Genomic DNA, 20,920 nt, shown 5'->3' with positions numbered 1-20,920 from the left:
TGATGTCCCAGGTAAAGACTGCAAAAGGCTTCTGGCCAGGTTTCAACCAACGCAAATTTCTGGATGATTGGGTGATGCTGCTCGCCGCGTTGAGCATCTTTGTGCTCAGCGCGTTGTTTATCGATAACTTCCTCTCGCCGCTGAACATGCGTGGGCTGGGCCTGGCGATTTCCACGGTGGGCATTGCCGCGTGCACCATGTTGTTCTGCCTGGCGTCGGGGCACTTCGACCTGTCGGTGGGCTCGGTGATTGCCTGCGCCGGCGTGGTGGCGGGGATTGTGATTCGCGACACCGACAGCGTGGTGCTCGGCGTGTCGGCGGCGTTGGCCATGGGCCTGGTGGTGGGGCTGATCAACGGCATCGTCATCGCCAAGCTGCGCATCAACGCGTTGATCGCGACGCTGGCGACCATGCAGATTGTGCGTGGCCTGGCCTACATCTTCTCCAACGGCAAGGCCGTTGGGGTGATGGATGAGCGCTTCTTCGTGTTCGGTAACGGCCAGTTGATGGGCGTGCCGGTGCCGATCATCATCACCGTGCTGTGCTTTGTGTTCTTCGGTTGGCTGCTCAACTACACCACCTATGGGCGCAACACCATGGCCATCGGCGGTAACCAGGAAGCGGCGTTGCTGGCCGGGGTGAACGTTGATCGCACCAAGATCATCATCTTTGCCGTGCACGGTCTGATCGGCGCCTTGGCCGGTGTAATCCTCGCCTCGCGCATGACCTCGGGCCAACCGATGATTGGGCAGGGCTTTGAGTTGACGGTGATTTCGGCCTGTGTGCTGGGCGGTGTATCGCTGAGCGGCGGCATCGGCATGATTCGGCACGTGATTGCCGGTGTGCTGATTTTGGCGATCATCGAGAACGCGATGAACCTGAAGAACATCGACACGTTTTATCAGTACGTGATTCGCGGTTCGATCCTGTTGCTGGCGGTGATTATCGACCGTATGAAGCAGCGTTAGAAACCCGGTCTCAGCAACATTGAAAATCCAATGTGGGAGCGGGCTTGCTCGCGAATGCGGTGTGTCAGTTAACACATCTTTTTCTGACACACCGTATTCGCGAGCAAGCCCGCTCCCACAGTTGGATCTCCACTGTATTGAGGTTCGCTATTTGCCATAATGGCGCCGTTTTCGTACTTCCCCAATAGGCCCGATATGCAGGAAAACGCCCACACCCCCGTCAAAGACGCCGCGCCCACTGGCACCCAGACCCTGTTGCGTGGCCTGGGCGTGGTGCAAGCGGTGGCGGCCGGTGCGCGCGACTTGAAAGAGATCGCCAAGCGCATCGGCACCACCCGCAGCACCACCCACCGCCTGGCCAGTTGCCTGGTGGAGGAGCGTTACCTGCGTGTGGTGCCGCAAGTCGGTTATCTGCTGGGGCCCAAGCTGATCGAATTGGGCTTCCAGGCCCGTGAAGAGTTGCCGATGGTGACCTTGGCCATCCCGTACCTGGATGAACTGTCGGCACTGACCGGCGACACCATCCACCTGGCCATTCGTGAATACGACGACGTGCTTTACCTGCACAAGAACCCTGGCCGCAACGGCCCGGAAATGCGCTCGCGCGTTGGCCATCGCATGCCGCTGGCGCGCACAGGTGTGGGCAAGGCAATGCTGCTGGATGATTCGGTGCAGGAGTGGCAGCGCCTGTATGAAGCCAGCCTGCCGGTTGGTGGCAAGAGCCAGCAATGGCCGCAGCACCCGGAGCAATCCTGGGCACAGTTCGAGCAGCGCATGCGCGAATACGTGGCGGGCGGTTATGCGTTCGACCTGGAAGACAACGAACCGTCGATCCGTTGTGTGGCGGCACCGGTGCGCGATGCCAGCCGGCGAATTGTCGCCGGCATCAGCATCGCCAGTACCGTGCCCTACATGCCGCTGGAAAAAATGGCCGAGCTGATCCCTGTGATTAAACAGGTCGCAGCGCGGCTGTCAGCGGAGTTGGGCGCGAAGGCCTGATTGATCGTTCCCACGCTCCGCGTTGATCGTTCCCACGCTCCGCGTGGGAATGCCGCCCCGGACGCTCCGCGTCAGGCCTTGAGGGTCGCCATGTCGATGACAAAGCGGTACTTCACATCACCGGCGATCATGCGCGTGTAAGCCTCGTTGATCTGGCGGATGTCGAGCATTTCGATGTCGCAGGTGATGTTGTGCTCGGCGCAGAAATCCAGGACTTCCTGGGTTTCGGCAATGCCGCCGATCAACGAACCGGCCAGCACTTTACGCCCCAGCACCAGCTTGGCTGCATTCACCGGCGGGTCCACCGGCTCGATCAGGCCGACCAGAATGTGCACGCCGTCAAAGCGCAGCACGTCGAGGTAGGGGTTCAGGTCGTGCTGCACCGGAATGGTGTCCAGCAGGAAGTCGAAGCTGCCGGCAGCGGCTTTCATTTGCTCGGCGTCGGTGGACACGATCACGTGATCGGCGCCCTGGCGACGGCCTTCTTCAGCCTTGCTCGCCGAGCGGGTGAACAGCGTGACTTCTGCGCCCATCGCCTTGGCGAACTTGATACCCATATGGCCCAGGCCGCCCATGCCCAGTACGCCCACTTTGTCGCCAGCCTTCACGCCGTAGTGCTTGAGCGGCGAGTAGGTGGTGATGCCGGCGCACAGGATCGGCGCGGCGCTGGCCAGGTCGAGCTTGGCCGGGATCTTCACCACGAAGTGTTCACTGACCACGATGCTGTCGGAGTAGCCGCCCATGGTGTTGCTGCCGTCAACCCGGTCCGGGGTGGCGTAGGTCATGGTCGGGCCTTCGAGGCAGTATTGCTCCAGGTCTGCGTGGCAGGCGTCGCAGTGGCGGCACGAATCGACCATGCAGCCTACGCCGACCAGGTCGCCGACTTTGTGCGCGGTGACGCTGGCGCCGACGGCGGTGACTTTGCCGACAATCTCGTGGCCCGGCATCAGCGGGTACACGGCAATGCCCCACTCGTTACGTGCCTGGTGGATGTCGGAGTGGCACACGCCGCAGTAGAGAATCTCGATGGCCACGTCATCGGCGCGCGGGCTGCGGCGTTCGAAGGACATGGGGGCGAGGGGAGTGGTGGGCGACTGGGCGGCATAACCGATGGCGGTATACATGAGGAAACCTCGCAACAGGAATAACTAGGGAGGCGGCGCATTCTCCGCGCCGGGCCCGGATGCGGCCATGGCGATTGCTCCGAGTCTCATGCCTATTCGTCCGGGAGTGCCCCTTGTTTGGATTCATGTGCCCTGAGACCTGCGATGATGCTCTCATCCCTTTTTTGCGAAGTTTTTTGCCATGTTGTTGACTCGCCATCTCGATGCCAATGCCACGCTGGTGGCTTTGATTGAGGGCCTTACGCCCTGCGACGGTTTCTCCCCGACCCACCTGCCCGGCGTGCAGGTGTTGCGCGCCAGTTGCGACGTGGCACGCGGCCCGCAGATCTACGAGCCAAGCCTGATGTTCGTGGCCCAGGGCAGCAAGGTCGCTTACCTGGGCCCAAGAACGCTGGAGTATGGCGCCGGGCATTACCTGATTCAGGCGATGCCGGTGCCGTTCGAGTGCGAGACGTTCGCCATGGCCCCCGAGGCGCCGCTGTACGGGGTGACGGTGGGGATTGATCGCGTGGTGCTCGGTGAATTGGTCATGGCCATGGGCATGCAGGCCGGGCCGCCGCCGACGGCGCAGACCCTGGAGTCGATGAGCTCGGTGATGCTCGATGACGCGATGCGCGGCAGTGTCGAGCGGCTGTTGCAGTGCCTGCACGATCCGCTGGAAAGCCGGATCATGGGCCCGGCGCGGGTCAGGGAAGTGTTGTTCACCGCTTTGCGCGGGCCCCAGGCCGATGTGTTGCGCGCACTGGTCGAGCAGCAGGGGCAGTTTTCACGTATCGCCACGTCGTTGAATCACCTGCATGCCCACTACGCCGAGCCGCTGAATATCGAGACCTTGGCGGGTTATGCGCACATGAGTGCATCGACGTTTCATGAGCATTTCAAGCGTTGCACGTTGTTGTCGCCGGTGCAGTATTTGAAGCGGTTGCGCTTGCTCAAGGCCCAGCAGTTGTTGCTGGTGGAAGGCATGGGCGTGGCGCAGGCGGCGCACAATGTGGGGTATCAGAGTACGTCGCAGTTCAGTCGTGAATATAAGCGCTATTTTGAGCGCAGCCCCGGTGAAGAGCGGGCTGCCTGATCACACCCCGCTCAATGTGGGAGCTGGCTTGCCTGCGATGGCGGTGGGTCAGCTAAAGATTGGTTGAATGATACTCCGCTATCGCAGGCAAGCCAGCTCCCACAGTTGATATATGTCGGGCATAAAAAAGGCTCCCAGTTGGGAGCCTTTTTTGTTCAAGCAGCTGGCTTACATATTCGGGTAAGTCGGCCCACCCGCACCTTCCGGGGTCACCCAGGTGATGTTCTGCGAAGGGTCCTTGATGTCACAGGTCTTGCAGTGCACGCAGTTCTGGGCGTTGATCTGGAAGCGCTTCTCGCCGTCTTCCTTGGTGATCACTTCATAGACGCCGGCCGGGCAGTAGCGCTGCGCCGGTTCATCGTAGAGCGGCAGGTTGGTGCCAATCGGGATGCTTGGGTCCTTGAGCTTCAAGTGGCACGGCTGTTCTTCTTCGTGGTTGGTGCCGGAGATGAACACCGAACTCAGCTTGTCGAAGCTCAGCTTGCCGTCGGGTTTTGGGTAATCGATTTTCTTGCTGTCCTTGGCGAGCTTCAGGCAGGCGTAATCCGGCTTGGTGTCGTGCAAGGTGAACGGCATTTTGCCGCCGAGGATGTTCTGGTCGAACCAGTTGAAGCCGGCGCCGAGGATCGGGCCGAACTTGTGCATCGCCGGGCCGAAGTTGCGGCTGGCGAACAGCTCTTCGTAGAGCCAGCTGGCTTTGAAACCGTCGACGTAGTTGGTCAGTTCGTCGCCGCCTTCGGAGTCGGCGAACAGGCGTTCGGCTACGGCCTCGGCAGCGAGCATGCCGGACTTCATCGCGGTGTGGCTGCCCTTGATCTTGGCCACGTTCATGGTGCCCAGGTCGCAGCCGATCAAGGCGCCGCCTTTGAAGACCATCTTCGGCAGCGAGTTGATACCGCCTTTGGCCAAGGCACGCGCGCCGTAGCTGACGCGCTTGCCGCCTTCCAGGTATTGAGCCAGCACCGGGTGATGCTTGAGGCGCTGGAACTCATCGAACGGCGACAGGAAGGTGTTGCTGTACGACAGGTCGACGATCAGGCCGACAACCACCTGGTTGTTTTCCAGATGATAGAGGAACGAGCCGCCGGTGTTTTCGGTGCTCATGATGTCCAGCGGCCAACCGGCGGTGTGCACCACCAGGCCTGGCTGATGCTTGGCCGGGTCGATTTCCCAGATTTCTTTCAAGCCGATGCCGTAGTGCTGGGCGTCGGCGTCGCTGTCCAGGTTGAAACGCTGGATCAGTTGCTTGCCGATGTGGCCACGGCAACCTTCGGCGAACAGCGTGTACTTGCCACGCAGTTCCATGCCGGGGGTGTACACGCCTTCTTTCGGGTTGCCTTCGCGGTCGACGCCGAGGTCGCCGGTGATGATCCCGCGCACCACGCCGTTCTCGTCGAACAGCGCTTCCTGGGCGGCGAAGCCTGGGTAGACTTCCACGCCAAGGTTTTCAGCCTGTTGGGCCAGCCAGCGGCACAGGTTGCCCAGGGAAATGATGTAGTTGCCTTCGTTGTGCATGGTCTTGGGCACAAAGAAGTCAGGCACCTTGGTGGAGGCTTCGGGGCTGCGCAGTACATAGATGTCATCGCGCACCACAGGGGTGTTGAGCGGGGCGCCGAGTGCTTTCCAGTCCGGGAACAGTTCGTTCAGGGCGCGGGGTTCAAACACGGCACCGGAGAGGATATGTGCGCCGACTTCGGAGCCTTTCTCGACCACGCAGACGCTGATTTCTTTACCGGCTTCGGCGGCCTTCTGCTTCAGTCGGCAGGCGGCAGACAGGCCTGCCGGGCCAGCGCCGACGATGACCACGTCGAATTCCATGTATTCGCGTTCCACAGGCTATCTCCTACTCAAGGCTCAACAGGCTTTTTTTCTAATGGGTGGAGGTTCGGTGTCGTGTCTGTCATCACAGCATTTGCAGCAGCGATGACCCACCTTTCTCTCTAGGTGGCGCATTATATCTACACCACTGGCAGCGTCCAATACAAACGTTTGTTTGAATTGCCCGCAGGCTAGGTAAATCAAAGAGGCGCGGCTTATGACTGGCTATTTTGCCGTATTGACCAGAATAGGCGTTCCGGTCAATATACGGTCGGTTTTGCGCTTACCGTAGGCAGACTGCAGGTTTCAAGAGCACGTCCAAAAGCAAGACAGGTGACGCGCGCCCAAACGATGGCGCGCAGTTTACACGCTGCGATAAAGAATGACCTCTCAGTCACCACTGACGAACGGTCGTCACTTCCCCATCGCTGAGTCACTCACCGAGGTTTTTGGAGGTGCCCTTGTGTGCCGATGAGCATCAACCGCCAGGTTCGCCTAGGCGACTTTCTTTTCACCGGAGAGTAACGAGGAATCCATGAAGGTTCTTGTAGCTGTCAAACGCGTTGTCGATTACAACGTGAAAGTTCGCGTCAAGGCGGACAATTCCGGCGTCGACCTTGCCAACGTCAAGATGTCGATGAACCCTTTCTGCGAAATCGCTGTGGAAGAAGCCGTACGCCTGAAAGAGAAAGGCGTGGCGACTGAAATCGTCGTGGTTTCCATCGGCCCTGCCACTGCTCAAGAGCAGCTGCGTACCGCCCTGGCACTGGGCGCCGACCGCGCCATCCTGGTTGAATCCGCTGAAGAGCTGACCTCCCTGGCCGTGGCCAAGCTGCTCAAAGCCGTTGTCGACAAGGAACAGCCTCAGTTGGTGATCCTCGGCAAACAGGCCATCGACAGCGACAACAACCAGACTGGCCAGATGCTGGCTGCACTGACCGGTTACGGCCAGGGCACCTTCGCCTCCAAAGTCGAAGTAAGCGGCGACAGCGTTGCTGTTACCCGTGAAATCGACGGCGGCGCGCAAACAGTTTCGCTGAAACTGCCGGCCATCGTTACCACCGACCTGCGTTTGAACGAGCCGCGTTATGCGTCCCTGCCAAACATCATGAAAGCCAAGAAGAAGCCGCTTGAGTCGGTGACTCCAGACGCTTTGGGCGTTTCCACCGCCTCCACCAACAAGACCGTCAAGGTTGAAGCACCGGCTGCACGCAGCGCGGGCATCAAGGTCAAGTCGGTGGCTGAACTGGTCGAGAAACTGAAAAACGAAGCGAAGGTAATCTAAAAATGACTATCTTGGTAATCGCTGAACACGACGACAAAGTGCTGGCCCCGGCCACGCTGAACACCGTGGCCGCCGCCGCTAAAATCGGTGGCGACATTCACGTGCTGGTAGCCGGTCAAGGCGCTGGCGCCGTGGCTGAAGCCGCCGCGAAAATCGCTGGCGTGAGCAAAGTCCTGAACGCTGACAATGCCGCCTACGCGCATCAGCTGCCGGAAAACGTCGCGCCGCTGGTTGCTGAACTGGGCAAGGGCTACAGCCACATCCTGGCTGCCGCTACCTCCAACGGCAAAAACATCCTGCCACGCGTCGCCGCGCAGCTGGACGTTGACCAGATCTCCGAGATCATCTCGGTTGAAAGCGCTGACACCTTCAAGCGCCCGATCTACGCCGGTAACGCCATTGCGACCGTACAGTCCAACGCTTCGGTAAAAGTCATCACCGTACGCGCCACCGGTTTCGACCCGGTTGCCGCCGAAGGTGGTTCGGCTGCCGTTGAAGCCGTCTCCGCTGCCCACGACGCTGGCACTTCCAGCTTTGTTGGCGAAGAGCTGGCCAAGTCGGATCGTCCTGAACTGACCGCTGCCAAGATCGTCGTTTCCGGCGGCCGTGGCATGCAGAACGGTGACAACTTCAAGCACCTGTACGCCCTGGCCGACAAGCTGGGCGCTGCGGTCGGCGCTTCCCGCGCGGCCGTCGACGCAGGTTTCGTACCCAACGACATGCAGGTCGGCCAGACCGGCAAAATCGTTGCGCCACAGCTGTACATCGCCGTCGGTATCTCCGGCGCGATCCAGCACTTGGCCGGTATGAAAGACTCCAAAGTGATCGTCGCGATCAACAAGGACGAAGAAGCACCGATCTTCCAGGTGGCTGATTACGGCCTGGTTGCGGACTTGTTCGAAGCCGTACCTGAGTTGGAGAAGCTGGTCTAATCCAGCCGCTTCACTTATAAAGAGCCCGGTCTTTGGACCGGGCTTTTTTTTGCGTGCCTTTTTAACCTGGAGAAACTGCCATGGATTTGCGTCACGTAGTGTTGGCCTTGTCGCTGCTGCCAAGCCTGGCGCTGGCTGCCGGCAAATGTGAGCGCCTGGTGATCACCGGCAGCCCGGACGCGCCGCCTTTGTTATGGCGCGACCCGCAAGACCCTACGCACCTGATCGGCGCCACCGCTGACGTATTGCAACAAGTGGGCAAGGAGCTGGGGCTTAAAATTGACCTGCTCTACGGCGGCAAACGTTCCCTGGCCCTGGACGAAGTGCGCAGCGGGCGCATGGACATTCTTGCCGATGCGCCGCTGAACCTGGGCGAGTTGGAAACCCTCGACTACATCCACCCGGCGTTGACGCAAATCGACTACCTGGTCTGGACCCGCAAGGATTCGCCGCTGGTCTACACCACCGCTGCCGACTTGCACGGCCATAAGGGCGCGGTCTCCGAACGCGCACGCCTGAGTGCCGATTTCGACACCTTTGCCGCCCAGCAGCTCAGCCTGCAACGCTTGCCTACGTTGACGCCGGCCTTCCAGAAACTGCTGCTCGGGGAAGTGGACTACGTGCTCGCCGGGCGATATTCCGGCATGGCCATGGCCCAGACCCTGGGCATGAGCAACGACCTGATTGCGCGCGACGTGCCGATCGATCAGCCCGGCTTGTACCTGGCGATTTCCCACAACTCCGCCTGCAACGATCCGTGGCTGCACGGACAGCTCGCCAAAAAGATGACAGAATTGCCCGCGTCCGGTGTGGTGCAAGCAGCGATGCAGCGCAACCTTGAGCGCTGGAAAGCGCAATTGCAGCAACCCGTCGGCACCCCAGCAAAGTAAGGATTTACAGTGACTATTCGACCTCTTTTCGCGGCCCTCGCCGTTGTCGCTTTGGCGGGATGTGCAGCCGATCCTGCGCCGAATGAGCAAATACGCCTCACCCAGCAAGCGTTGGAGCAAGCCAGCGCCGTAGGTGCCAGCACCGACGATTCGCCTGAGCTGAAACTGGCCGAAGACAAGTTCGCCAGGGCCAAGGCCGACATGGCCGACGAATCCTATAAACACGCACGCATGCGCGCCGAACAGGCGGAACTGGACGCGCGCCTCGCTGAGGCCAAGATTCTGACCCGCAAGAGCCAGGAGCAACTCAACGTGCTGAACACGCGTATCACCCGCCTGCGCAAGCAATTGCAGCTGGGAGAAGCCCAATGAGCCCGATGATCCGTGGTTTGAGCTGTGTGTTGCTGCTGGGCAGCGCCGCCTTGGCCGGTTGCGCGAGCCAGCCGAACAGCGAGCAGGCGTTGCAACAGGCCGGCGCCGATTTCCAGAAGGTCAAGGAAGACGCCAATGTGCTGCGCTTCGCGCCCAAGGATGTGATTCGCGCCGGTGAGTCCCTGGCCCGTGCCGATCGCTTGTCGAGCTACTGGGGCAGCGGCGCCGACGTGGTGCATTACGCCTACCTGAGCCAGCGTTACAGCGCGATCGCCCGCGAACATACCGAGCAGGGGCTCAACGCCGAGCGCGGCACCAAGCTCGAACTGGAGCGCCAACGCCTGCAATTGGCTCTGCGCGAAAACAAACTGGCCAGCGTGCAGCAACAGGGCAAGTGGCTCGAAGAGCAAATCGCCAGCCTGACCACCACCCAGACCGATCGCGGCCTGGTGATGACCCTGGGCGATGTGCTGTTCGACACAGGTGAGGCGCAGTTGCAAAACTCAGCCAACCGCACAGTGCTGAAGATTGTGCAGTTTCTGCAACTGAATCCCAAGCGCGTTGTGCGCATCGAGGGCTACACCGATAACACCGGTGGCGAGCAGGAAAACCTCAAACTGTCCCGCGACCGTGCGCAATCGGTGGCCGATGTGCTGATGGATTTGGGCATCGACGAAAAACGTATCCAGGTCGAAGGCTATGGCGACCAGTACCCGGTGGAAGCCAACGCCTCGGAACGTGGCCGCGCGCAGAACCGCCGGGTGGAAATTGTCTTCTCCGACGACAAGGGCCAGCTAGGCGCTGCCCGCTAACACTTGTCGCAGATCAACCTGTGGGAGCGGGCTTGCTCGCGAATGCGGTGTGTCAGTCAACATTTCATTGGCTGACACACCGCATTCGCGAGCAAGCCCGCTCCCACATTTTTGTTCGGGGTACACCCTCACAGTTTTTTCTATCACTGCCGCCCGCGCTCGACTATTCTCGCAACTGTCCCCGTACACTTCTAAACTGTGCCGGTATGTTTCACACAAAAATAAAATACCCGTGAAATCGAGTGCTGCGTCATGACCAATCTGTTGCTCTACCAACGTATCGCCCAGCAACTGGCTGAGGACATCCGCCGTGGTGTCTATCAACCCGGCGAGCGTGTGCCTTCGGTGCGCAAGATGAGCTCCCAGCTCAACGTCAGCCACGCGACGGTGTTGCAGGCCTACGCCAACCTGGAAGACCAGGGGCTGATCCGGGCGCGGCCGCAGTCGGGTTACTACGTGCACCAGACGCCGGCGCTGACGGCGCCGACGCCGGACATCGCGCGGGTCGAGCGCCCGGGGTTGGTCACCCGCAGCAGCATCATCCAGCAGGTATTGGTCGAGTCACGCCGCGAAGGCGTATTCCCGTTGGGCGCCGCCGTGCCGAGTGTGGATTACCTGCCGGTGCGAGCGCTGCACCAGCAACTGGCCAAGGTCACGCGCTTCCAGAGCCCACGGGCATTCAGCTACATGTTCAGCCCCGGTTTTGAGCCGCTGCGCCGCCAGGTGGCGATTCGCATGCGCGACGCCGGCGTGGTGGTAGACCCCTCCGAAGTGGTGATCACCCACGGCTGTGTCGACGCGTTGCAGATGTCGCTGCGCGTGCTGACCCGCCCAGGCGATTTGATCGCCGCCGAATCACCGACCTATTACGGCTTGCTGCAACTGGCTGACCTGTTGGGCCTCAAAGTCATCGAGATCCCCAGCGACCCGTCCACCGGCATGAGCCTTGAAGCCCTGCAACTGGCGGCCAACCAATGGTCGATCAAGGCCTTGGTGCTGACCACGCGTTTGAGCAATCCGTTGGGCGCAACCATGCCCGAGGAGCGCCAGAAACAGTTGCTGCGCCTGGCCTCGGATTTCGATATCCAGATTGTCGAGGACGATATCTACGGCGAGCTGATGTTCGAACTGGGCCGCACCAAGGCCCTGAAAGCCTACGACCGCCTCGACCGGGTGATCTACTGCTCGAGCTTTTCCAAGACCTTGTCTCCCGGTGTGCGCATCGGCTGGATGATCGCCGGCAAATACCAGCAGGAAATCCAGCGGCTGCAGATGTTCAGCACCCACTCGGCCTGCAGCGTGACCCAGATGGGGGTTGCGGCCTACCTGGAGAACGGCGGTTACGACCGCCATCTGCGTTACATCCGCCAGGAATACCGCAAGAATCTCAGCGCCTTCCAATTGGCGGTGCAGCAATACTTCCCGGAAGGCACACAGATGACTCGCCCGACCGGCGGCTTCATCTTGTGGGTCAGTTTGCCCGGACGGGTCAATACCCAGGAACTGCACGTACGCGCATTGCAGCAGGGCATCAGCATCGCACCGGGGGTAATTTTCAGTAATACGGAACAGTTCAACCACTGTATTCGCCTCAATTGCGGTACGCCGTGGAACCGCGAGGCAGAGCGGGCGCTGATGACGTTGGGGATGCTGGCCAGCCAGCTGTGTCAGGAAACCGCAGCCGGACTTTTATAGCGTCGATTGAGGCGTCTAAAGGGGACATTAACGGTAGCTGGCTAATCACCAGACTTGTCAGGCCGCGTACAAAAAGCGAGCATATGGCCCTCTGCCGTTAATGCTGTTGGCGATATGACCTCTATTTTTCGCGCTGCTGTGGTGATTGGCCTGTTAAGCCTGTGCAATGTTGGCACGGTGCTGGCGGCAGCCCCTGTGGCTGAAAACAAGCCCGCCGCCAATGCCTCGCAGAAAACTGCCGCGAAAAAGCCGGCCCCGGCTAAAAAAGCCCCGGCGACCAAGAAGAAAGCCGCCACCGTTAAAAAGCGCGCACCGATTGCGAGCAAATCCAAATCCGCCCATGAAGTGGCACAGACCAAACTGCCATCGGCACAGTTGGACTTGTCCCTGCCGTCGGAAATGGTCAGGCACTTGCAACCCATTGGTACCATGCCCAAACCCAAGAGCGTGCCCTTGCTGCCGCCGATGTTTGGTGAAAAGCCCGCCGACAACAGTGCGTTCCAGATCAACGGTCGCCTGCTCAGCAATGAGATGAAGCTGCAACTGCGCAACGAGGAGCGCCGCGACGTGGAAGGCGCCGCGCTGGACTTCGAATTCAAGCAATAAATTTTCCCGCAAAGGTGACGTTGCCCACTGACCATCTGTCGCAGACTGGTCAGTCACTTTTGTTTTCTGCGAAAAACCCCTGTTAGACCATTTTAAAACGGCTGTTTAAGGGCGTACTCTAGCCCGGCCATCCATATTGAGTCGTCGAGGACCTGCTGGTCATGAAATGCCGTGAAGGCTGTGGCGCATGCTGCATCGCCCCCTCCATCAGTTCGCCATTACCTGGAATGCCTAACGGCAAACCGGCGGGCGAACGCTGCCTGCACCTGTCGGTCGAACAGCTATGCCAGCTGTTTGGCCAACCGGAACGCCCAGCGGTGTGCAGTGATTTCAAGGCGGATCCGGATGTCTGTGGCACTGACCAGGCCGATGCGATCCGGTTGATCGGTTGGTGGGAGCAGATGACGGCGGCTTGATGGGCTTTACTATCAGAACTTCAACAATAAGGAATACAACGATGGGTTCGCTGAAACGAATGGCTGTGTTGTGCGGTTTTACAGTGTTGTTTGCTGCCACTGCCCAGGCTGAGGATTGGCAAGTCGCCAAGGACGAAGACGGTATCAAGGTGTCCCTGAGCGAAATTGCCGGCTCCAAGTACAAGGCGTATCGCGGTGTGACCGTGATCAAGGCGCCGGTCGCCAAGATCCAGGCCCTGCAGGAAGACGTGGCCGGTGCCTGCTCCTGGATCCATGAATGCAAATCGCAAAAACTGCTCAAGACCGAAGGTGACAAGAGCTGGACCTACACCCAGTTCAAGGCACCGTTCCCTGTGACCGACCGCGACTCGATCCTTGAGATCACCACGTCCAAGGCGGCTGACGGCACCGTGACCCGTAAACTGCTGGAAGTGCCGACCTACCAGCCGGAAGTCAAAGGCTACGTGCGCGTGGCCCAGGTAGATGGCTATTGGAAGCTGGTGCCCAAAGGCGACAACCAGACCGAAGTGACCTACCAGGTGCACACCGAGCCAGGTGGCAGCGTGCCGTCGTGGTTGGCCAACAAGTTCGTGGTGGACGCGCCGTTCAACACCTTGAAAGCGTTGAAAGAACACGCTGAAAAATAACCGCAGTTAATCGGGTGCCTCCTGACTTGAGTGGAACGTTTGCCGAGCCCTCAAGGTCCAGATAGTTGTAAGCCCACACACGGGTTTTATCGAGGAGGCACCGATGCAAACGTGGCAAATTACCTTCGTTGATGATCACGGCGTACAGTCCGTCGAGCAGTTCACCTGCGATCACAAGCCCAGCCTCGAAGATGCGGCACACATGATTCGTAACAAGCTCGTGCCCGTGGCTGCCGAGCTCGACCTCAATGACCTTGAGGGCCGTAAACCCGAGCCTACGGTCAAGATTCTCAAAGACCAGAACAGCATTCAAATCCTCGACATCTCGCCCGCCGCCTGAACATTCCCTGTATGTCATTCAAGCGCCTCTGGTGGAGGTGATAGCTTCGCGCTACTCTGCAAGTGAGATCAGCGAATGAATCGCTAAGGTCTGGTCTTGTCAGCTACATGCTTGTTTTCCCGCGGTGACGTTAATGCCGTAGCACCCGCGCCAGCAGGGCGCGGTCTTCGGGAAGCACGGAAAGTCTATCCATCAGTTTGAGGAGGACGTTTCATGAGCACAGCCTATCAAGAAGACATCAGCACCAACGTACTGCGCCGCATGAAAGAAGGCGGTTTCGACTTCTCACGTTTCCACCCCATTGAGTTCTACGCCATTTTCCCGGATGAGGAACGGGCGCGCAGGGCTGCGGGTCGATTTCGTGGGGAATCCCTGAATGCCCAGGTCAGCGCGCGCGATGATGGCGCCTGGTACCTGGAACTGAGCAAAATCATGTTCGCAACCTACGACGGCATAGGAGACTTCGAGCAAGACTTTGAAGCGGTGGTCGAGCCTTTGGGCGGGATCATCGAGGGATGGGGCGTCAAGCAGGAGGTGCGTGGGTTACCCATGTAGCGGCACTTTATGAGCAACACAGCGTATCGGCTGACCCTTTGGGTCGGCCGATTTTGTTTGTGCGCCAGGAATATTCGCGGAACTTGCGTTGCAGGTTCCTGCACCAAAAAAAAGCCACCCAAAGAGGGTGGCCTAAAGGGAAGAGCGGTTCGCTGAAGCTGTAGGACGCATCCTGTTCAGCAGATGGGAGTGATTATCCGCAGGGGCAGGCGGGCAGTGAAATCAACTCTGGCTATGCTGTTGATAGTCAAAGCCCGCATTGTGATGAAGCGCGGGACCTGACGCCGGGCATTCTGCGCACCAGGACGGTGCAGCTAGATTCCGGGGTTTATTCAACTCACTGATTTTTAAGTTTTTATGCCGCTGGCACGGGCCTTGCGATGGTTCTAGCGCCCGGGTGACAAGGAGTACGGCATGATCCGCACTTATTACGATGAAATGTACGACGGGGCAGGGCTGGTCCGCCCCCATTACCGCGAGTTCGCCCGCTGGTTGGCCGACACGCCGGCCGAGCTGCTGGCCCAGCGCCGGCGTGAGGCTGATTTGCTGTTCCACCGCGCCGGGATCACCTTCACCCTTTATGGGGACGAGCAGGGCACCGAGCGCCTGATCCCCTTTGACACCATCCCGCGCAGCATTCCGGCGAGTGAATGGCGGATCGTCGAGCGTGGCTGCATCCAACGGGTCAAGGCGCTGAACATGTTTCTCGCCGACCTGTATCACGAGCAGCGCATCATCAAGGCCGGGATCATCCCCGCCGAACAAGTGCTGGCCAACGAGCAGTACCAACTGGCCATGCAGGGCCTGAACCTGCACCGCGATCTGTATTCCCACATCTCCGGGGTCGATCTCGTACGCGATGGTGACGGCACTTACTACGTGCTGGAAGACAACCTGCGCACGCCGAGCGGCGTCAGCTACATGCTCGAAGACCGCAAGATGATGATGCGCCTGTTCCCCGAACTGTTCGCCGCCCAGCGCATAGCACCCATCGACCATTACCCCAACCTGCTGCTCGACACCTTGAAAAGCTCAAGCCCGCTGGATAACCCCAGCGTGGTGGTGCTCACACCGGGGCGCTTCAACAGCGCGTTCTTCGAGCATGCGTTTCTCGCGCGCGAAATGGGCGTGGAACTGGTGGAAGGCGCCGACCTGTTCGTGCGCGACGACCGCGTATTCATGCGCACCACCGACGGCCCCAAGGCTGTCGATGTGATCTACCGCCGCCTCGACGACGCGTTCCTCGACCCGCTGGCCTTCAACCCGGATTCCATGCTCGGCGTGCCCGGCCTGCTCGCGGCGTATCGCTCCGGCAATGTGGTGCTGGCCAACGCGATTGGCACCGGGGTGGCGGATGACAAGTCGGTGTACCCATTCGTCACCGAGATGATCCGTTTTTACCTGGATGAAGAGCCGATCCTGAAGAACGTGCCTACGTTCCAATGCCGCAAGCCTGACGAGCTGTCCCACGTGTTGGCCAACCTGCCCGAGCTGGTGGTCAAGGAAACCCAAGGCTCCGGCGGCTACGGCATGCTGGTGGGCCCGGCGTCCACCAAAGCCGAAATCGAAGCCTTTCGCGCCCGCATCAAGGCCAAGCCCCACGCCTATATCGCGCAACCGACGCTGTGTTTATCCACCTGCCCGACCTTCGTCGAAAACGGTATTGCGCCGCGCCATATCGACCTGCGGCCGTTTGTGTTGTCCGGCAAGGAAACCCGTGTGGTCCCCGGCGGCTTGACCCGCGTGGCCCTGCGTGAAGGCTCGCTGGTGGTCAACTCGTCCCAGGGCGGCGGCACCAAAGACACATGGGTGGTGGAGGACTGATGCCATGTTGAGTAGAACTGCCTCGGATTTGTACTGGATGTCGCGCTACCTGGAACGCGCGGAAAACCTCGCGCGCATGCTCGATGTCAGCTACTCGCTGTCGCTGATGCCCCAGGACGGACGCGGTGACGGCTTGCATGAGTTGGCGATGCCGCTGCTGATCACCGGCACCCTCGATGATTACCACGAGCGCCACGGCGAACTGCACGCCGAGCGCCTGCTGCACTTTTTCGCGCTGGACGCGGCCAACCCGGCCAGCATCTACAGTTGCCTCGGCGCCGCACGGGTCAGCGCCCATGCGGTGCGTGGGCGAATCACCGCCGACATGTGGGAAAACATCAACGCCACCTGGCTGGATATTCGCGATATTGCCCAGCAGGGGCTCAGCCGTTACGGCATGAGCCGGTTCTGTGAATGGGTCAAGGAGCGTTCGCACCTGTTTCGCGGCGCCACCTACGGCACCATCATGCGCAACGATGCGTTCCGTTTTATTCGCCTGGGCACGTTTATCGAGCGTGCCGACAACACCCTGCGCCTGCTCGATGCGCGCTACGAAATGGCCGGCGATCAGGCCGCCGCCGTCAGTGACGGCACGGCCCACGCCTACTATCAGTGGAGCGCCTTGTTGCGCGCATTGTCGTCGTTCGAGGCCTACACCGAGATCTACCGCGACGCCCCCGGCGCCCGGCAAGTCGCGGAGTTGCTGCTGTTGCGTGCCGACGTGCCGCGTTCGCTGCGCGCCTGCAGCGAAGAGATCGACCAGATCCTCGCCAGCCTGCCAGGCCTTAACGGTCGCCCGGCCCAGCGCCTGGCCGCCGAGATGGACGCGCGCCTGCGCTTTACCGCGATTGACGAAATCCTCGAGGAAGGCCTGCACGCCTGGCTGACCGACTTTATCCCCTTGGTTCGCCAGTTGGGCGACGCCATCTACAGTTCCTACCTGGAGGCCGCATGAGACTCTCCATCAGCCACGAAACCACCTACCACTACGAAGACCAGGTACGCGCCAGCATCCAATACCTGCGCCTCACGCCCCACGACAGCGAGCGCCAGCACGTGCTCAGTTGGCAGCTGGATTTGCCGCGCCCGGTGCGCGCCCAGATCGACCCGTTTGGCAACATCCTGCATGTGCTGACACTTGACGAGCCCCACGACGCCATCATCATCGGCGCGCGTGGCCAAGTGGATATCGACGAATTGCGCGAGGCGGAGCACGAGAGCCAGTCGGCGTTTCCGTTCCTGCGCAGCACGCGCCTGACCGAACCTGACGAGGCCCTGCGTGGCTTTGCCGAGCAGCACTGCCATCTACGCCGTGACCGCACGGCATTGATCGACCTGATGCACGCGCTCAACCAGTCGATGGTCTACACGCCCGGCGCCACCGAAGTCGACACCTGCGCCGCCAAGGCCTTCGCCGGGCGTGCGGGTGTATGCCAGGACCATACGCATGCGTTCCTGGCGTGCGCGCGCAGCCTGGGGATTCCGGCGCGCTATGTGTCGGGGTATTTGTACTCGGAGGACAGCACGCACCTGGCCAGCCACGCCTGGGCCGAGGCCTGGCTGGATGACGCCTGGTACAGCTTCGATGTGACCAACCAATTGGCCCGGCCGGAGCGGCATTTGAAGTTGGCCGTAGGCCTGGATTACCTCGACGCCTGCCCGGTACGCGGCATGCGCCGGGGCGGCGGGCATGAGCAGATGCACGCCAAGGTGTTTGTGGCGCCGACGCCGGTGATTTTGGTGCAGCAGCAGTAATCTATAGAACGAAGCAGATCAAATGTGGGAGCTGGCTTGCCTGCGAAGGCGGCGGTTCAGCTGTAAATGGGTTAACTGACCGACCGCCATCGCAGGCAAGCCAGCTCCCACAGTAAACGGTGGTGTTTCCAGAGTCTTCGCCAGGCTCAAGGCTGCTGCTTACGTCCCGCCATATGCTTCAAATACCCCACCAGCAGATTCAGCTCGCCGTCCGGCAACACACTGGCGGCGAACGCCGGCATCTTTGCCTGTGGCCAATGCCGCAGGCTCTGCGGATCACGGATATAACGCTTGAGGAAATCCCCGCTGAAATACTCGGTGGGGTTGTAGGGAATATTCAGGTCCGGCCCCACCTGCGCATCGCCGGCACCGTTGAGGCGGTGACACGCCAGGCAGTTCTTCTGAAACAGCGCGAAGCCCTGGTTGACCGGGTCATTCGCGGCTAATTTCGGGTCCGGCAACAACGCCGGAAAACGTTCGGCTACCGTCTTCAATTGCTTGATCCCGGACATCTGGAACGGCCACTGCTCCGGGCTGATGTTCCCTGCCTGTGGGTCGGTCCATACCAGATAGAACGGCCCGGCGCTCGGCTTGCCCTCTGCCAGCGCGGGCCACGGATGGGCTGGGTCTTCCACCGCCAGCCAGGCGCGTGCGCCGTGTTTTTCCAGCAGTGGCGCCGCCGCCAGCTCGGCGGCGAACCCATCAAGGGCAACCGCTTGCAGGTGATTTTCAGGTTTCAAGCCTGGTAGGAGAGAGGCCATCGGCACCGCGCGATACGTCATATTGCGCTTGTAGGACACGTCATCGACGATCTGTACCGTCTGCACAGCCGGGTGCTTGAGCAGGTCGGCGGTTTGCCAGGTCTTGCTGCTGTTATCCAACTCGATGGTCAACTGCGCAGCCGTTGCCGGCAAGGTCAACAGCAAGGCGAGGAAGGCAAGGATCGATTTCAAGAGTGAGCCCGGTTCGAAGTGGCGATGGCGCTCACGATACCGGAAATTCGCACGCAAAAAGACAGCCCCTGCAACAGGACCGCTATACGCAATGTCCCGGCAGGTGCTGCCAAAAGCTGCAGTCCTGGTGCAATGAGTGCACAGAATGTGAGGGTCGCGTCGTCACCCAATAACCTTGGTCAAGTTGGGCAAGATCAGAATCAGTGTGGTGGCGAACAGAATAAGTCCCGCCTGACGTACTTTGGTATGTTTGAACATGGCTGACTGCCTTTTGTTGTTATTCCTGAGCGTCAAATGCGTGCCGTTTTTTTTCAGTATCGCAACGTGACGTGTCGCTTTTCTTACAGTTGCCCCAGCAAAACCCGGCAGCAACTTCTTACTGATTGAACCTTAGAGCCCTCGTTCTTCGTGGCTTAGATCCATTTCATATCAGCTAATCATTATTTCTACTTAAAAAGGCATGAGGCCTATCGCCATCTTGGCGCCAATGCCTTGGCTAGACAGCTAAAACGATTAACCCGGCGTTTCCCATAGCACCCTACCGTTCGTCCGAGCGTGGGGGTCAAAAGCAATGAGCGCATCCGTCATTGAAACCGTGTCAATCGGGCCTAAGGTAGGGGCACACACGCACAGCGTTCGAGGACGTCATGACCCAAGCTTTGATCTTTGATGCGATACGCACGCCCCGGGGAAAGGGCAAGGCCGACGGCGCCCTGCACAGCGTCAAGCCGGTAAATCTGGTGGCAGGCCTGCTCACTGCGCTGGCACAACGCAGCGACCTCGATACACGCCAGGTGGATGACATCGTCCTCGGCTGTGTCACCTCGGTGGGCGACCAGGGCGCCGACATCGCCAAGACCGCCGCGCTGGTGGCGGACTGGGACGTCAGCGTCGCCGGCGTACAAATCAACCGCTTCTGCGCCTCGGGCCTGGAAGCGGTGAACCTCGGCGCGATGAAAGTGCGCTCCGGCTTCGAAGACCTGGTGGTGGTCGGCGGTGTTGAATCCATGTCGCGGGTGCCCATGGGCAGCGATGGCGGCGCCTGGGTGCTCGACCCGCAGACCAATATGCACAGCCATTTCACACCCCAGGGCATCGGCGCGGACTTGATCGCGACCCTGGAAGGCTTCACCCGCCAGGACGTCGATGCCTTCGCCCTGCACTCACAACAGAAAGCGGCCAGGGCACGCGCAGACGGTTCCTTCAACAAGTCGCTGATCGCGGTGCAGGACCAGAACGGCATCGTGCTGCTGGACCACGACGAATTTATCCGCAGCGACTCCACCCTCGAAGGCCTGGGCAAGCTCAAGCCCAGCTTCGAAATGATGGGCCAAATGGGCTTTGACGCCACTGCTTTGCGGGTCTACAGCCATGTGGAACGCATCAACCATGTTCACACACCGGGCAACAGCTCCGGCATTGTCGACGGTGCGGCGCTGATGTTGATCGGCTCTGAAGCCAAAGGCCGCGAGTTAGGTCTGCAACCGCGCGCGCGCATCGTCGCCACGGCAGTCACCAGCACCGATCCGACCATCATGCTCACCGGCCCGGCACCGGCTACGCGCAAAGCCCTGGCCAAGGCCGGTTTACGCGTGGAAGACATCGACCTGTTTGAAGTCAACGAAGCGTTTGCGTCTGTCGTCCTCAAGTTCATCAAGGACATGGGCATCGATGCTGCGCGGGTCAACGTCAACGGCGGTTCCATCGCCATGGGCCACCCGCTGGGCGCCACGGGCTGCGCGATCCTCGGCACTCTGCTCGACGAACTGGAAGTACGCCAGCAACGCTACGGCCTGGCCACCTTGTGTGTCGGCGGTGGCATGGGCATCGCCACCATCATCGAACGCCTCTGAG

At 60.3% G+C, this 20,920-nt stretch carries 21 protein-coding genes; 18 read left to right on the top strand and 3 right to left on the bottom strand.

The window, feature by feature from the left end:
- The first annotated feature begins 2 nt into the window (after nucleotides 1-2).
- Together araH and PspR76_RS23145 are read left to right on the top strand one after the other, a co-directional pair.
- The gene (araH, locus tag PspR76_RS23150; protein WP_017138344.1) at nucleotides 3-968 is read left to right on the top strand and encodes an L-arabinose ABC transporter permease AraH; all 966 of its coding nucleotides are present in this window, start codon (nucleotides 3-5) and stop codon (nucleotides 966-968) included.
- Between the two features lie 195 nt (nucleotides 969-1,163).
- Nucleotides 1,164-1,967, top strand: a complete 804-nt coding sequence (locus PspR76_RS23145) for an IclR family transcriptional regulator (RefSeq protein WP_159961607.1) — start codon at nucleotides 1,164-1,166, stop codon at nucleotides 1,965-1,967.
- Nucleotides 1,968-2,038: 71 nt separating this feature from the next.
- On the opposite strand, the gene PspR76_RS23140 is transcribed toward PspR76_RS23145, so the two are convergent.
- Nucleotides 2,039-3,091: an NAD(P)-dependent alcohol dehydrogenase gene (locus tag PspR76_RS23140; RefSeq protein WP_106576183.1), complete on the bottom strand. Its 1,053-nt coding sequence runs from the start codon at nucleotides 3,089-3,091 to the stop codon at nucleotides 2,039-2,041.
- Between the two features lie 181 nt (nucleotides 3,092-3,272).
- Between PspR76_RS23140 and PspR76_RS23135 the strand changes: the two genes are divergently transcribed.
- Nucleotides 3,273-4,166, top strand: a complete 894-nt coding sequence (locus PspR76_RS23135; RefSeq protein ID WP_159959045.1) for an AraC family transcriptional regulator — start codon at nucleotides 3,273-3,275, stop codon at nucleotides 4,164-4,166.
- A 168-nt stretch (nucleotides 4,167-4,334) separates the two neighbouring features.
- On the opposite strand, the gene PspR76_RS23130 is transcribed toward PspR76_RS23135, so the two are convergent.
- Entirely contained in the window at nucleotides 4,335-5,999 is a 1,665-nt protein-coding gene (locus tag PspR76_RS23130) for an electron transfer flavoprotein-ubiquinone oxidoreductase (RefSeq protein ID WP_159959043.1), read from the bottom strand.
- 520 nt (nucleotides 6,000-6,519) lie between these two features.
- On the opposite strand from PspR76_RS23130, the gene PspR76_RS23125 reads away from it, so the two are divergent.
- The 14 genes from PspR76_RS23125 (at nucleotide 6,520) to PspR76_RS23060 (ending at nucleotide 18,113) form a co-directional block, all read left to right on the top strand.
- A complete protein-coding gene (locus PspR76_RS23125; protein WP_159959041.1) occupies nucleotides 6,520-7,269 on the top strand; it encodes an electron transfer flavoprotein subunit beta/FixA family protein in 750 nt (249 codons plus the stop codon).
- 2 nt (nucleotides 7,270-7,271) lie between these two features.
- The gene (locus PspR76_RS23120) at nucleotides 7,272-8,201 is read left to right on the top strand and encodes an electron transfer flavoprotein subunit alpha/FixB family protein (protein ID WP_159959039.1); all 930 of its coding nucleotides are present in this window, start codon (nucleotides 7,272-7,274) and stop codon (nucleotides 8,199-8,201) included.
- Between the two features lie 80 nt (nucleotides 8,202-8,281).
- Nucleotides 8,282-9,091, top strand: a complete 810-nt coding sequence (locus tag PspR76_RS23115; protein ID WP_159959037.1) for a substrate-binding periplasmic protein — start codon at nucleotides 8,282-8,284, stop codon at nucleotides 9,089-9,091.
- 9 nt (nucleotides 9,092-9,100) lie between these two features.
- Nucleotides 9,101-9,463, top strand: coding sequence for a DUF4398 domain-containing protein (locus PspR76_RS23110; protein ID WP_159959035.1), 363 nt, complete (start codon nucleotides 9,101-9,103; stop codon nucleotides 9,461-9,463).
- Nucleotides 9,460-10,275 (top strand): OmpA family protein, encoded by an 816-nt coding sequence (locus PspR76_RS23105; RefSeq protein WP_159959033.1) that lies wholly within the window; start codon nucleotides 9,460-9,462, stop codon nucleotides 10,273-10,275. Before PspR76_RS23110 ends, PspR76_RS23105 begins: the two co-directional genes overlap by 4 nt.
- Before the next feature lie 252 nt (nucleotides 10,276-10,527).
- Nucleotides 10,528-11,970 carry an aminotransferase-like domain-containing protein gene (locus tag PspR76_RS23100; RefSeq protein WP_159959031.1) on the top strand — a complete coding sequence of 481 codons (1,443 nt, stop codon included), beginning with the start codon at nucleotides 10,528-10,530 and terminating at the stop codon, nucleotides 11,968-11,970.
- Nucleotides 11,971-12,084: 114 nt separating this feature from the next.
- Complete coding sequence (locus tag PspR76_RS23095) at nucleotides 12,085-12,576, top strand: translation initiation factor 2 (RefSeq protein ID WP_159959029.1); 492 nt, start codon at nucleotides 12,085-12,087, stop codon at nucleotides 12,574-12,576.
- Between the two features lie 161 nt (nucleotides 12,577-12,737).
- Complete coding sequence (locus PspR76_RS23090; protein ID WP_159959027.1) at nucleotides 12,738-12,992, top strand: YkgJ family cysteine cluster protein; 255 nt, start codon at nucleotides 12,738-12,740, stop codon at nucleotides 12,990-12,992.
- Nucleotides 12,993-13,033: 41 nt separating this feature from the next.
- Nucleotides 13,034-13,639, top strand: coding sequence for an START domain-containing protein (locus PspR76_RS23085; protein ID WP_159959025.1), 606 nt, complete (start codon nucleotides 13,034-13,036; stop codon nucleotides 13,637-13,639).
- A 103-nt stretch (nucleotides 13,640-13,742) separates the two neighbouring features.
- Nucleotides 13,743-13,979, top strand: coding sequence for a hypothetical protein (locus PspR76_RS23080; RefSeq protein WP_159959023.1), 237 nt, complete (start codon nucleotides 13,743-13,745; stop codon nucleotides 13,977-13,979).
- Nucleotides 13,980-14,192: 213 nt separating this feature from the next.
- Nucleotides 14,193-14,534 carry a ribonuclease E inhibitor RraB gene (locus PspR76_RS23075; protein WP_003193463.1) on the top strand — a complete coding sequence of 114 codons (342 nt, stop codon included), beginning with the start codon at nucleotides 14,193-14,195 and terminating at the stop codon, nucleotides 14,532-14,534.
- A 414-nt stretch (nucleotides 14,535-14,948) separates the two neighbouring features.
- Entirely contained in the window at nucleotides 14,949-16,358 is a 1,410-nt protein-coding gene (locus tag PspR76_RS23070; RefSeq protein ID WP_159959021.1) for a circularly permuted type 2 ATP-grasp protein, read from the top strand.
- A 4-nt stretch (nucleotides 16,359-16,362) separates the two neighbouring features.
- Nucleotides 16,363-17,313, top strand: coding sequence for an alpha-E domain-containing protein (locus tag PspR76_RS23065; RefSeq protein ID WP_159959019.1), 951 nt, complete (start codon nucleotides 16,363-16,365; stop codon nucleotides 17,311-17,313).
- Nucleotides 17,310-18,113: a transglutaminase family protein gene (locus PspR76_RS23060; protein ID WP_159959017.1), complete on the top strand. Its 804-nt coding sequence runs from the start codon at nucleotides 17,310-17,312 to the stop codon at nucleotides 18,111-18,113. The genes PspR76_RS23065 and PspR76_RS23060 overlap by 4 nt, the downstream gene beginning before the upstream one ends.
- A gap of 146 nt (nucleotides 18,114-18,259) precedes the next feature.
- Here the strand turns inward: PspR76_RS23060 and PspR76_RS23055 are convergent, their stop codons facing one another.
- Nucleotides 18,260-19,066, bottom strand: a complete 807-nt coding sequence (locus tag PspR76_RS23055) for a c-type cytochrome (protein ID WP_159961604.1) — start codon at nucleotides 19,064-19,066, stop codon at nucleotides 18,260-18,262.
- Between the two features lie 647 nt (nucleotides 19,067-19,713).
- Here PspR76_RS23055 and PspR76_RS23050 point away from each other — a divergent pair.
- Nucleotides 19,714-20,919 (top strand): acetyl-CoA C-acetyltransferase, encoded by a 1,206-nt coding sequence (locus PspR76_RS23050; protein ID WP_159959015.1) that lies wholly within the window; start codon nucleotides 19,714-19,716, stop codon nucleotides 20,917-20,919.
- Nucleotide 20,920: the final 1 nt, after the last annotated feature.

This window comes from Pseudomonas sp. R76 (assembly GCF_009834565.1).
Taxonomy (GTDB): Bacteria; Pseudomonadota; Gammaproteobacteria; order Pseudomonadales; family Pseudomonadaceae; genus Aquipseudomonas.
This window is presented reverse-complemented; position numbering and strand designations above follow the sequence as displayed.